The sequence below is a fragment of the Bacillus sp. FJAT-28004 genome, assembly GCF_001280845.1.
Classification (GTDB): Bacteria; Bacillota; Bacilli; order Paenibacillales; family Paenibacillaceae; genus Pristimantibacillus.
Genome location: NZ_LGHP01000002.1, coordinates 666,871 through 680,650, shown reverse-complemented (window position 1 = coordinate 680,650; position 13,780 = coordinate 666,871). Strand labels below are relative to the sequence as shown.

General features: G+C 43.6%; 11 protein-coding genes. 4 read left to right on the top strand and 7 right to left on the bottom strand.

Going from position 1 to position 13,780, the window contains the following annotated elements:
- Positions 1-28: 28 nt before the first annotated feature.
- A complete protein-coding gene (locus AC787_RS24985; RefSeq protein WP_054027671.1) occupies positions 29-1,573 on the top strand; it encodes an ABC transporter substrate-binding protein in 1,545 nt (514 codons plus the stop codon).
- Positions 1,574-1,695: 122 nt separating this feature from the next.
- On the opposite strand, the gene AC787_RS24980 is transcribed toward AC787_RS24985, so the two are convergent.
- The 7 genes from AC787_RS24980 to AC787_RS24945 all read right to left on the bottom strand — a co-directional run bounded on the left by AC787_RS24980 (position 1,696) and on the right by AC787_RS24945 (position 9,876).
- Entirely contained in the window at positions 1,696-4,866 is a 3,171-nt protein-coding gene (locus AC787_RS24980; protein ID WP_054027670.1) for an ATP-binding cassette domain-containing protein, read from the bottom strand.
- A 145-nt stretch (positions 4,867-5,011) separates the two neighbouring features.
- Positions 5,012-5,428 (bottom strand): SRPBCC family protein, encoded by a 417-nt coding sequence (locus tag AC787_RS24975; protein WP_054027669.1) that lies wholly within the window; start codon positions 5,426-5,428, stop codon positions 5,012-5,014.
- Positions 5,425-5,751 carry an ArsR/SmtB family transcription factor gene (locus AC787_RS24970; protein WP_054027668.1) on the bottom strand — a complete coding sequence of 109 codons (327 nt, stop codon included), beginning with the start codon at positions 5,749-5,751 and terminating at the stop codon, positions 5,425-5,427. The genes AC787_RS24975 and AC787_RS24970 overlap by 4 nt, the downstream gene beginning before the upstream one ends.
- Before the next feature lie 418 nt (positions 5,752-6,169).
- Complete coding sequence (locus tag AC787_RS24965) at positions 6,170-7,162, bottom strand: hypothetical protein (protein WP_054027667.1); 993 nt, start codon at positions 7,160-7,162, stop codon at positions 6,170-6,172.
- Between the two features lie 19 nt (positions 7,163-7,181).
- Positions 7,182-7,916 (bottom strand): RNA polymerase sigma factor, encoded by a 735-nt coding sequence (locus AC787_RS24960; protein ID WP_054027666.1) that lies wholly within the window; start codon positions 7,914-7,916, stop codon positions 7,182-7,184.
- Between the two features lie 328 nt (positions 7,917-8,244).
- Positions 8,245-8,754, bottom strand: coding sequence for a GrpB family protein (locus AC787_RS24955; RefSeq protein ID WP_054027665.1), 510 nt, complete (start codon positions 8,752-8,754; stop codon positions 8,245-8,247).
- Positions 8,755-9,408: 654 nt separating this feature from the next.
- Positions 9,409-9,876 (bottom strand): NUDIX hydrolase, encoded by a 468-nt coding sequence (locus AC787_RS24945; protein ID WP_054027663.1) that lies wholly within the window; start codon positions 9,874-9,876, stop codon positions 9,409-9,411.
- 375 nt (positions 9,877-10,251) lie between these two features.
- On the opposite strand from AC787_RS24945, the gene AC787_RS24940 reads away from it, so the two are divergent.
- The 3 genes from AC787_RS24940 to AC787_RS24930 all read left to right on the top strand — a co-directional run bounded on the left by AC787_RS24940 (position 10,252) and on the right by AC787_RS24930 (position 13,664).
- A complete protein-coding gene (locus tag AC787_RS24940; protein ID WP_054027662.1) occupies positions 10,252-11,946 on the top strand; it encodes a M3 family oligoendopeptidase in 1,695 nt (564 codons plus the stop codon).
- A 162-nt stretch (positions 11,947-12,108) separates the two neighbouring features.
- On the top strand, positions 12,109-12,786 hold the full coding sequence (locus AC787_RS24935; RefSeq protein ID WP_054024929.1) for a helix-turn-helix domain-containing protein: 678 nt from the start codon (positions 12,109-12,111) through the stop codon (positions 12,784-12,786).
- Positions 12,744-13,664 carry an IS3 family transposase gene (locus AC787_RS24930; protein WP_321166146.1) on the top strand — a complete coding sequence of 307 codons (921 nt, stop codon included), beginning with the start codon at positions 12,744-12,746 and terminating at the stop codon, positions 13,662-13,664. The genes AC787_RS24935 and AC787_RS24930 overlap by 43 nt, the downstream gene beginning before the upstream one ends.
- The last annotated feature ends 116 nt before the right edge of the window (positions 13,665-13,780 follow it).

Genomic DNA, 13,780 nt, shown 5'->3' with positions numbered 1-13,780 from the left:
AACGAACTCGCCAGTAAGGAGGATATCGATGCTAAGTTGCTCTAGACACAGACGTATCTTCATGACGATCAGTATTATACTGCTGCTCACAGCGTATACGACCGGTTGCACCCTGCAGCCTAGCAGAAACAACGATGATAACGATCATGGTGATACTGTAAATCTGATTTATTACACGATTGGAGAGCCTGACAAGGATCTGAAGCTCGTAAATGATAAAATCAATGAAATACTATCTCGTAAAATTGGTGTGACGATCACTTATATCAAGGTAGGCTGGCAGGAGTATGAAGATCGGCTGAACACACTTATATCCGCAGGAAGTCCTTTCGACATCGCTTTTGCACCCAATTATGCAACCACCACTATGCGCGGCGCATGGCTGAGACTTGATGACTATCTTACAAGTCTAGGTAAAGATTTGTACGACACCATTGACCCCATCTTTTGGCAAGGGGTACGAATGAATGATGGAGGCATTTATGGAGTGCCAACCAATAAAGAGCTGGCTGTTCGTGATCATTGGATGTACCCTGCTTCAATAGTGAAAAAGTACAATATCGACATTACCAATTATAATACGCTTGAATCGCTTGAACCGCTGCTCCGGATGATTCAGCAGAATGAGCCTGCATACATGCCAATGGAATTAGATCGGGACTCACACAATTTCTTCGCTCTCTATGGCTACGAATATATTGTGAATCATAAAGTTCCCTTGATGGTGGAATCACTAGACCCAAGCGCTAAGGTCGTGAATATATTCGAAACAAAGGAAGCACGGCAAGTATTAGACACATTACGGCGTTATTATAAGGAAGGCTTCATTAATAAGGACGCGGCGCTGCGGGAGCCTGGCGGACTTAAGCGTGGGAATAAAGTGTTCTGGAAGTCCTCAGGTGGCGGCCCACTCTCGGAAACTGCTTGGAGTAAGGATCGCGGTTACAAGGTTGTATCCAATCCCGTAACCCCTAGCGTCGTCACTACGGAATCGGTCCGTGGAGGAATCATGGCTGTTAATGCCAACACCAAGTATCCCATTGCGTGTATTAAGTTTCTGAATCTACTCAATACCGACCCTGAAATACGAAACCTATTTAATTATGGGATTGAAGGTGTGCATTACACGCTGAGTGAACAAGGGCAAGCGATTCCCATTCCCGGCAAAGACAGCCACGGCGACCCAATCCCGGATGCACCAGCAAGCTATACAGGGGTACAATATACACAGGGCAACTGGTTTATCCTGAAAACCATGGGCGGTGATAACCCGGAACCCCTCGATAAATGGGATCAATTCCGCAAATACAACGCTGAAGTCAACAAGTCCACTGTTCTCGGCTTTACTCCTGATCTATCCAAGCTGACCGCCCAAACCGATAACATCGAGATGATTTGGGAGAAATACTATCCAAGCCTCATGACTGGCACCGTCGATGTGGACATGATTCTCCCCAAGTTTAACGAGGAGCTAAAGCAAGCAGGTATCGAAGAGGTACGGAAAGAAATCCAGAAGCAGTTGGATGCGAGGAATAAAGAGGTAAGTGCTATAGCAGCTCCTGCATCCCGATAACGGATCGGGTCCCCTCTTCAGAATAGCAAAAAAACTCATTTGCAATTTCTTACTGCAAATGAGTTTCCTTCACTGAATGACATCTTGCTCCGTATTAAAATATCGCTTGTTTATCATTTAAATTAATTATTTTGCTCAAGGAATTGGTAAACGGCCATCATTTCTTGTTTATTCAACTCACGAATACGATTGAAAATTGGAATATCTGCTACAGCCTCAATATTTAAGCTTTCAGTAACAACATCACTTACTTTGCCAGTTAGCCATGTTTGCACGTCTATGCCTTCGACGATTTCTTTACGCCCTTCATCATTGATGCCACTTGCATAACAACTAATACATGGAACCGATAATTTAAACACGCCGTCATGGAGTCCATCTTCCGAAATTACTTTTTTCCCTTTACAGAATGGACAAGGATGACTTGCTTTAATCTTATTAATTAAGGTGACAATTTTTTTGTAACCAAACGCCTCGTAGACATAGGTCAATTTTTTGTATTTTCCATTGGTGAAATACTTATCAATGATCGTTTCTCTCGTTTCGGTGATATTGTCAAAATCACAGATGGTGATCCGATTATTAATACTGATGGATTCGATACTGCCGCTAATACTGCCCCAGAATGGCAGGACATTTTGTAATACCATTTCATAGTGCGCAAAGCTTGCAATCTCTAGTTCAAGCATTTTCAGCGCAGCTTGTGTTTCCCTAGGCAATAGTGAGACATCTTCCGTCAAAACCATATTGCCGCCGACAATGGCTTTCATTTTTTCTAGAACCTGGAGTTTTCCAACGGTTTTAATGACTTGATCAAGAGGTTGCTGCGTAATCTCACGAATATCCGTCTCGCCAAATTTCAGCTTTTTATGATGCTTAAGTACGGTTCCTTGACAGATTGGGCAGGTAATCAATTTTTTTGATTCTTTTATATGCTCTTTAATAATCGATTTCGATACAACCATATACATCCCAATGATCTTATTAAAGCCTTCCCAAGTTCTTGATGCCTTGGTTTCTTTATCATAAAACGACTTTTCCCAATACCCGTATAAAAAGGTATGCTTTTCCGCTTCTGTCATCTCGTTATAACTTTTGCTTATATCCTGACCGAGCTCATTCTTAATCTCATCAAAGATGAAATGTAATTTTTGAAATTGATAGAATTTTAAAATCTCCATCGCATCTGGATGCAATAAGCCATCCCAGAATGGAACGGTTTTGTCCTGAATAACAACGTCAAAATCAAATTTTTCAATGAATCGGCGGCCCGAGCAGCATGGACAATGATTGGCTGGATTATAGAAATCGAAGCTATTCGTATCTTTATTGGTTGGATGCGCCGCCACAATATGGTTGATCAAGCCACCAATTTCATAGAGAAAAGTATATTGACTATACAAGTGACGTTCTAGATCAATGGCGATGACGGGTGCAATTTTTTCGGATTCATATTCGCCATAAATCAAACGGGCCATTGAAGATAAGCTTTTTAAGATGCCACCCTTATAGACGTTTTCTGAATTTTTAAAGTAGGCAATATGATTTTCTTTTAAGTAGTTAACTCCATTTTGTTGATTGAGTGTCGAAGAAATTTGCAATGGAGCAACGCTAGCCGCATTGTTATGGCCACGATAATAATCATCATGACTGGCAACATCAAGATGCTCCACAGGTCCAAGCTGTCTTTTACCAAAATCAACGATAAAATCAGAGCTTTCCAACATATACGAATTATGTTCAATCATTATGATTGAGACGGATTCATCCTGTAGAATGACCCTAACACTATCAATGAATTGATTTAAAATGTTTTGTGATAAACCTTTTGAAGGCTCGTCAAAAATAAAAAGCGTATGTGGGTTTCTTGAGCCCGCAAACAGCTCTGAAACTAAATGGACACATTGAAATTCACCAGTCGATAACGACTGTGTTTTTCTCTCCAACGTCAAATAACCAAGCCCAAGTTTGATCAATAAGCTTAAGCGTTTATGAGCGATGTCTTCATTTGGCAGTTCATCAATAATATCTTCAATCGAGCGCTGAAAAATATCATCAATATCATCACTATATTTTGTGAGCTTCCTTTTAATATCAAGAAAAGTCGCAACGGTTGACCGACTGGTAATCGATTGGTTTCGATCTTGCCCAACCATTACCAGCTTATCTTTGGGATATCGCTTCAGAAAATCTTTGGACATACACTCATTGACAAGTGTAGATTTACCACATCCAGACTCACCTGTAAAAGTTACAAGTCTATTTTGGGGAATCTGGATTTCAGCCATTTGAATATTACGACAATATAGATCACGAAATTGGTAATATTCTGTTGGTATTGCTTGATTTCGTTCCCCATGGATTGGTTTGGGACGTGGTGATTCTTCAACAATTTTCCCGCCGTATTTACCACTGCCAGGTCCAAAGAACAAATGCTCGTCCGCTGTGTCAAGCACCGTGTCAGAATGGTCAATGAGCCAAATTTGATTCTTATACCCCAGCTGTTTAATCTCTGCTAAAATTTTCAATAGTGTTTGGTGATCAAGACCCACGGAGATTTCATCAATGATAATAACCGTATTTTCACTTGTTGCCATGAATTCTGCCAAGTAAAGCCTTGTTACTTCTCCACCTGACAATGTACCCATAATGCGATTTAATGTTAAGTAACCAATATTCATATTGATTATATTTTTTAGAATTTGTTGTTTACCTTCACTAATCTTTAAAACTTCTGCTAGTGAAAAAATAGTTTCAACGCTTAAATCATTGATATCGGAAATGCTCTGTGCTTGATCAAATAATTCGAATTTATATTGTTCAACTTCTTGATTATAGCGCTTCCCCATACACTTTTTACATTCGATATTTTTAGTCGTTCCGCGACCTTTACAATCCGGACACCAGCCTAATTCATTATTAAATGAAAAAACTTCTGGAGAAAGATTATATTTTTCAGCGACAGTAACACGAATCTCTGTAAACACGCCAGTATGTGTGCCAATGGTTGAACGTGGATTTGAAGAAATGGATGATCTACCTAGAAAAAGTACAAGTGGCATTTCTTCCATCTTGATGGCACTGAAATTGGTTTCCATAATATTAGGAAATAAATACTGATATTCAGCCTTTGGCAATAAGGAAACGAGACGCTTCTTGGATTCTTCACCAATGGTTTGACAAAAAGTTGTTTTACCAGATCCAGACAAACCAGCTATTCCTAACGATTTATCTACTGGTAGTACTTCATCTAATTTGTTAATATTGTTCGCAATTAATTGATTTATTTTCATAGTGATCTCCTCTCCATTCTCTAAAACCAGTATGGTCATGTTTCCTTTATTCCATAAAAAAAGAGCACAATTCTTACTACGGAATTGCGCTCTATTGTTGAAGAATAGATTATTTGTATCATTTGATTAATATTAATAATATCAATTATAGTTCTGTTAAAACTTTTCCGAGCTGGCCCCCAAAATTCTTCCAAGCATATGTTGCTCCCTCGATGGCTCCCTGGCGGGCTTTAGTTTCTTCACTAAATCCAGTTTGATCGAGATGTAAATGTATCGTTCCATCTGAACCTTCTTTCAAAGTCCATGTAATCGTAGTGCTTTCTCCGGCACTTAACCAAGTATAGGATAATGTATGAGGCTCGTCCACTACGAGTACCTCACTATCTACGATTCCATTCCACCATTCGGATGGCTCTGTCCTAAACTGAAATTTATGTCCAACGACTGGTTTAAAATCATTGTCCCAGATCCATTTCGCAAGCATATTCGAATCGGTTAAAGCGTTCCACACCTGCTCGATTGAACTATTAAATTGAAAATCCAATGATACATCTGGTTTCATTTTTTTTCCTCCAATAAAAGTTTTAATTTATCTATTCTTTCCTTCCAGAATCCTTCGTAAAAAGATACCCAATCTTGAATTTCTTTCAATGGATTGGCATTCAACCGATATCTCGTTTCTCTACCAATCCTTCGAGCAATTACGAGATTAGCATCTTTCAGGATAGCCAAATGCTTTGAAACTGCTGTACGGCCCATTTGAAAATGAACCGTTATCTCATGTAAGGGTAAGTCTTCAACATCTGCCAACAATTGAAGTAATTTTCGCCTTGTGGGATCAGCAACAGCGTCATAAACATCCCTCACTTGACTGTTTTCGTTCAAAATCCCCCCCACCTTTTCATTATTATTACCTGTAATGTCACTGACTAAACTTTATAATAACCTATTAGGACACCATTTAGTGTCTTAATGATTATAGGACACCAAATGATGCCGTGTCAAGTTCCCTTACTGTTCCTTTATCTGGCCCTTAATGGAAAAAGGAATGAGTATTTGTTCCATTCCGATAGCTTTCTATTAACAGGATTTCATAAGCAATTTACTCATGCTACTAACAATCGAAAACCAGATAAAGAAGAAATGATCATTATCATGGCTGCCCTTTATTCTCCAAGTCGTTCTCGTTCCCCGTTAGTTGAATGGAGTTAAGTGGATGAGTCAGGGTTGCTGCGGCTTCTGGCTCATCCTTTTTAAGTTAAGATTCCTATTAAAAGTTGCTGCCTACCCCCGCTTTGTGTGCTTACCTATTCGCTTTCGCCGACAACAGTTCACGTATAGCCTCAAGCTCCAACAAGCCCTTCTCTTCGGCCGATTTTGCCGCATTCAGCTGTGCAATTGCTCGTTCGGCATGCACGGGATCGTTTGGAGTTCCACCATCCGGAAAAGGAAACATTTCATTCAATAACGCTAGCGATTGTTCGACAACCGCGTAATGTTCAGCCGCACATTCTGCGCGTTCCCGTACTTCTTTTTCCAAAGTGGATGCTCCATTCCAATCCATGACTACACCGCGCAAAAAGCGGAAAGCATGCTTACGCGCATCATAGACAACCGACGTGTTGTAAGAATTACCAAATGCATCTACAGTTCGGTTTGTAAACGCTCGAATCCATTCTTCGTATGCTTTTAGACCGTTTTCGTATTTCGGCAGTTCGTTGTTATGCTGACGCCTGCGGGCATGGTCAATGATCATATCGAGCGCTCCGGAAAGCATCAATTCTTTGCTAACATCAAACGAATCTGTAAGGGTGAGCACGAACATCTCGGTAACCTGTCCTCGACCAAGCTTTTCATATGGAAGCTTACCATCCCCGTGTGGATCCTTCACGTGAAGTACACACTCGCCGTCATCATAACCGTAGATGATCCCGAACTCCGGAATAAGCAAATCCCACCCGACAGCCGGTATTCCCCGATCGATGCTGTCTTGGATCAGTTCAAGAGCTTCGGCGAGCATCTCAGGTGTAGGCGGTGTGAAATTTGGAGTTCGCAACCATTTACAACGAACTCCTAGATTCAATAATCCCTTCGGCAAAATGTCTTCCCATTCATAGCCGGTTGGACCGGCGACATCAACATTATCACCATTGATGTTAATGCGGAACGCATGACTCGAGTACCCCATAAATTCGGTGAGACTCACCTCCTTTTTCTTTGCTATTGCCCAATGCGTCGCCCGCCCCGCGGACGTCCACGTTCCTTGCAGTTCCGTCTTCCAATCCTGATTGGCCATAACACAACACTCCTTTTCATTAAAATCGTTTTCCGAATTCATCCAATATTCGTTTCTGGGGCTTTCCAAGAGCTTGTCGGAATTGAACGTATCCGGCGACATGGACTCTTATGTGCTCACGCTGCAGCTTGGTACGAGAACGGAAAAGATGGTTGTATACGTTCGTGACTGTAGTTCGAAACAATTCGGCGATTTCTTTCGGTTGTAGTTCCCGGTAAAAATGCGCCTCGAACACGTCCCGCTCTCGTGGGCTGAGACAGTGCAGCATATCCCGTAGACCGCGAAGCATTTCCATACGAACAAGACGCTCCTCAGGACTAAGATCCTGCCTTTCCGAGGCTGATCGCGACAGGTGAAACAAGACGGCTTCGGCGTCTCCCCTATCGCTTTCGCTCGAAGATGATTTATAGCTAGAAAGAGGACGTTCTTTGCCGTAGGGACCACCACGGCGTAGGCGCATGTAAGCCTGATTCCGAACAATACGTTGCAGCCACGGCCCGAAACGTGAGGGCTCGAGTAAACTGCCGAGGCGTATAAATGCACCGACCAGCGCTTCCTGGACGATATCATCGGCCAAATATGTGTCCTGCGCCATAGAAAAAGCAAATCCGTAGGCTTTGGCTCGGTGACGGTGTACCAGTTCACCAAAAGCCACATGATCGCCTGCCCTAGCACGACAGACGAGCACATCGTCCGCTTCATCGCTTTGTTCGGCTCTCATCTTTTTACGTACATTCTCTACGCTCTCCCGCACGTTATTCCTCCATTTCTCGTACCTCTAAGCGTTCCTCATCGGTATCCGCCTTAATGATGCCAATTCTGGCCGAAACATATCTGTCTCGCAGAAAAAAATCTACAATTTCGTGCTCCAATTCGATTCTACTATGCTGCCCTATACCCACAGAGGGAGAAGAATCAATAATAATTGATTTAGGCTGGTACCCAGATTCAAGTCCCGAAGGAGAATACGCTTTACAAATTGTAAAAGCTAATGGGTACTGGGATAAAACTTATTAAAATGAGCAGGCCACCGCAGCGCCTGCTCATTCATGTGTGTTATTCAACTATCGTTCTCCGTTAGTTCAACGTTTCTTTGCCAATTCTATAACCGATTGAATGAATGGTGCTTTCATTTCGGTGTAAGTCACTCTATCTTCTTGATATATGGATGCAAGATGCTTCTTAAGTTTGGCATATTCTAATACTTTCTCTGGATGGCTTCTGAGGTAATCACGGAATAAAAGGTTGTTGTTCCATTCGTCACTGGTTAATTCATATACGTGAAGGTGATGTGTTCCTTTTCGCCATTCTCCTTTACGAAAAAAACGACGATTGGGAAATTCCAATTTATATACATATTCGTAATCAAGCTTACTCAAAGGTTCTATAAATGAATCTGCTTCATCAAGATGATTCACACCAACTGCAATGTCCAATATCGGTTTAGATGGTAAACCGACTACCGAGGTACTTCCTATGTGTTCGATATAAACTATATTGTGTTGCAGAGTTTGAAGTATCTTCGCCTTCTCTTTCTCAAACTCTTGAAGCCATTCTGGAGTATATTCTTTAATAACAACTTCCTCAGCCAAGCGAATCCCCCCATAGCAGATTTGTAAACTCGAAATTTTCTAGTAATTCCCTCTATAAGTTTACTGTAAAAACATTTATTTCCTTTCAAAACTAATCCGACCAATAGCTTAATAAGATGAGTAGGACAGCTCGTAGGACATAGATCCCGAAATCTATTCTGTTCATCTCCCATGCCGTAAGCTGATTAGTGCAACTTAATATTGGAAATTACTCTTATCAATTCAATAGTGAAAAATAAAGGGCTGCAGGATAAAGATCATAAGCAAGAAGCTCCAATAACATCTGTTTACTATACGAGCAAGACAACTGCAAGTTTAACGCAATCACTTATCTTTGGAAATGGTTTGACTGCAGAAGATCATTATGTCTCTGATCGAACTTCATATTTTGTATATACGGGGGGAGTATGGAAAGTTGATAGTGTAAAGTTCACATTCAGAACGATTATCCAATTGGGTTAAAATGCTTACCCAGAGGATTTAAATGTTTATATATGCTGTCTTTTATGCCAGTAACTAAGTTAGAAAAAAAGTATCCCTCTCCAGTTTATCATTTTTTGTTACTCAACTAAACTGCTCGTTAGCATAATGAAACAGCCTATCATTGTGGTCAGCTGCTTCCGTGTTTTTATTGAAATATCGTTTCCCGTTAGTTTAATCATCTAAGTTTACTAAGTGCTTAAAATCAGTTGGCAAATCGGTTAATAAAGGCTTTAACGCTTTGTGATACACGTTCACTTGATGTAACTCGTCAACACTAACCCATCTAAAAATCAATCTCACTGACTCCTCAATACCTTCGAACTGAATGAAATCATGTGGTAATTGCTTCAACAAGCTAACTTCATAGTACATTCCAAATTCATGAAGTGACTTATACCCGTAAGCGTTAAAGTTTTCAATTACTGCAAAGAGACGAATTACCTTGATATTAAATCCTAACTCCTCCAAGAACTCACGAACAACGGCCTTCTCTGTAGGCTCGTTCACCTCAGCCCTGCCACCAGGCAAGACCCATGCATCCCCCTTTTTGTTCTTTTGAAAGAGAATTTTATTACCATTTCGTAAAATTCCAGCTACTCTAAACAAAAATTCACCTTGTTGATTCTTAATCGTTATCATTATATTCTCTGAGGCCTCCTATTTAATAAACTCACCCCTTCATTTTAGAACATACGTTCTTAAATTGTAAATGTTTACATCTATTGCGTTGTCAGGTTATCCTGCCCGTTAGTTGAATAAGCAACCTATTCAAGGAGCCTACATAATTAGCAGGTCACCAATCGCTCATTAACTCTTTGATTTCTCAATCGCTTTTATCACAGCATTTGCCTCAATTTCTTATCTCGAAGGCCCGCAGGAAATGGGGTATACTGGAATCATGACTGCGCGCTTGTCGTCTTGGTGCCAGGCATGCTGGATTCGACAAGCGGGACGAACAGCATAGCCTGGGCGTAAGCGCCTCAGTCTTAAAAACCGGAGGGCGGTGCATGGTGCATGAGATTTAGCGAATATACATACGAGAGGCCGGACGTGAAGGCGTTCGAGGTGAAGTTCAAGGAATTGCTTGGTGTGTTCGCCGCGGCGGGCAGCTACGAGGAACAGGACGCGGCGATGACAGGCATGAACAAGCTCCGCAGCGAGTTCGACACGATGCAAACGATCGCGAGCATTCGCCATTCCATCGATACGAATGACGAATTCTACAAAGCCGAGCAGGACTTCTACGACGAGAACAGCCCGGTCGTGCAGGAATTCGTGACGGACTATTACCGGGCGCTGGTCGGCTCGAAGTTCCGTCCCGAGTTGAAGGCCAAGTGGGGGCAGCAACTGTTTCGGCTCGCCGAGCTGTCGCTGAAAACATTCAGCCCGGAGGTTATCGAGGATCTACAGCAGGAGAACAAATTAACGACGGAATACTCGAAGCTGATCGCTTCCGCGAAAATTCCGTTCGAAGGCGAAGAGCGCACGCTCGCGCAGCTCGGTCCGTTCCAACAATCGACCGACCGCGATATGCGCAGACGCGCCGCCGAAGCGTCCTCCGGCTTCATGGCGGAGAACGAAGCGACCCTCGACCGCATTTATGATGATCTGGTCAAAGTTCGCACGCGCATCGCGAATAAGCTTGGCTTCGACAACTTCGTCGAGCTTGGCTACGCCCGCATGAGTCGGACCGACTACGACGCGGGCATGGTCGCGAACTTCCGGAAGCAGGTACAGGACCATATCGTGCCGGCCGCGACGATACTCAAGGAACGTCAGCGGAGCCGCATCGAGGTTGACAAGCTGCTCTATTACGACGAGAACCTTGCCTTCCTGTCCGGCAACGCGACGCCGAAAGGCGACCCGGACTGGATCGTGGTCGGGGGCGCGAAGATGTACGCGGAACTATCGCCGGAGACGGACGCGTTCTTCCGGTTTATGCAGGACAACGAGCTGACGGACCTCGTCGCCAAGAAAGGCAAGCAAGGCGGTGGTTACTGTACGTATATTAGCGAACACAAGGCGCCGTACATTTTCTCCAACTTCAACGGCACATCCGGCGATATCGACGTGTTGACACACGAAGCCGGGCATGCGTTTCAGGTATACGAGAGCCGTGGCTACGCGGTGCCGGAGTATGCCTTCCCGACCTACGAAGCCTGCGAGATCCATTCCATGAGCATGGAGTTTCTAACTTGGCCGTGGATGGAGCTGTTCTTCAAGGAGGACGCAGACAAATACCGGTTCGACCACCTCGCCAGCTCACTCATCTTCATTCCGTACGGCGTTACCGTGGACGAATTTCAGCATTACGTGTATGCGAATCCGGATGCGACGCCGACCGAGCGGAAGCATGCGTGGCGCGAGATCGAGAAGAAATACCTCCCTCATCGCGATTACGCGGACAACTCGTACTTGGCGGCAGGCGGCTTCTGGCACAAGCAGGGGCATATTTTCAACTCGCCGTTCTACTACATCGACTACACACTGGCGCAGCTCTGCGCGTTTCAATTCTGGAAGAAGTCCCGCGAAGACCGCGAAGCTTCGTGGAACGATTACCTCGGCCTATGCCGTCTCGGGGGCAGCCTCTCCTTCACGGAGCTCGCAAGCGCGGCTGGCCTGATCTCCCCCTTCGAAGATGGCTGCGTCTCCTCCGTAATCGGCACCATCGAGGCGTGGCTGGACAGCGTGGACGATAAATCTCTGTAAGTGGTTCGTGGGCAGTTTTTTTTCATTTCTCCCGAGCGTTTAGATCAACAAATATGAGCAGACTCTAATAATAAAACCAGCGGCAGTCTTGGATTGATATGCTCCCCATACGGTAGACAGGTGAAATAATAAAAAGCCTGCTACTGTGAGGGGAGCTTTTTCATGTCTAGAGGAAAATATAATGCTTTGGAGAAACTCGCCATTCTCGAGGAAGTATCGAATGGGGAAATTGGTTTTCTGGCAGCTGCGAAGAAATATGAGATTAACAAGACGACTTTAATGAAATGGCAGCGTCGGTACAAAACATATGGGTATGAAGGGTTGGAGCGCCGTACGCATCTTCAAAGCTACAGTGCGGAGCTTAAGCTCCGAGCGGTGAAAGATTACCTTGAGGGGGAATTGTCTCAGTACCAGATCATCGATAAATACAAGATTGCTAGTACGAGACAGCTTTTCAACTGGATTAACAAGTATAATGGTCATAGCAGCTTAAAAGCCTATAAAGGGGAAGCAAAAGCTATGACAAAGGGTCGCTCTACGACATATCAAGAACGGATCGATATTGTTCAATATTGCCTGGCACACCAACATGATTACCAGCAGACGGCAGGACACTTTCAGGTCTCCTACCAACAAGTGTATCAATGGGTAAAGAAATTCGAAGCTGACGGTCAGGAGGCGTTAAAGGATGGCCGAGGACGAAAGAAAGCGCAAGAAGAATTAACGGAGGCCGATCAACAGAAACTCGAAATGAAGAAGATGGAGTACGAGATGGAGCGGCTTCGAGCGGAGAATGCATTTCTAAAAAAGTTACGGGAATTCCAAAGGAGGCGAAGTTAAGCCAATATCGCCAAGAGAACGTCTATCTTGCCATTCAAGCGCTTCGAGAAGAAGCGTTGTTCAGTGTTCAGCTTCTGTGTGAAATTGCAGGTATTCCACGCTCAAGCTACTACAAGTGGCTAAATCGCAAACCCAGTTCCCGTGAACAGGAGAACGCAGACTTGACGCATGTCATGATGACCATTTATGAGAAAGTAGAGCGTATCTTTGGATATCGTCAATTAACGCTGCACATGCGCAGCCAAACGAAAAAAACGATTAATCATAAGCGCGTATACCGCCTGATGAAGGTACAGGGAATCCAATCCGTTATCCGGAGGAAGAGAAAGAGATATGCTAACGCCACTCCTCAGCAGGTGGCGGAGAATTTGCTAAACCGCGAATTCCWTGCCGATGCACCGAATGAAAAGTGGCTTACCGATGTAACGGAATTCAAGTGCGGTCCTGGCCAAAAAGCGTATTTAAGCGCTATATTGGACCTTCATGATAAATCCATCGTCTCCTATGTATTAGGGCGTTCCAATAACAATCCACTTGTATTCCAGACGTTGAAACTGGCCGTGCAAGCAGCTCCAGTAAGCAGCCCGATGCTTCATAGCGATCGAGGCTACCAATACACCTCCTTGGGCTTTAAGAAGCTCTTAGATGACAACAAAATGATTCAAAGTATGTCCCGAGTTGGGCGGTGCATCGATAACGGTCCGATGGAATCTTTCTGGGGGACCTTGAAATGTGAAAAGTATTATTTGCACACGTACCATACTTTTGAGGAGCTTAAGAGGGACATTGAGGCCTACATTCACTTTTACAATAACGAACGGTTACAAGCAAAACTAAACGGCCTGAGTCCGATGGAATTTAGGACCAAGGCCGCTTAATTGATTTTTATTATTTGTATTGTCTACTTGACGGGGTGCAGTTCAGACCGATAAGTCCTGAACTGCCGCTGGTTTTTTGTACTGTTATCCGTGTCTTTATTAAACTATCGTTCTCC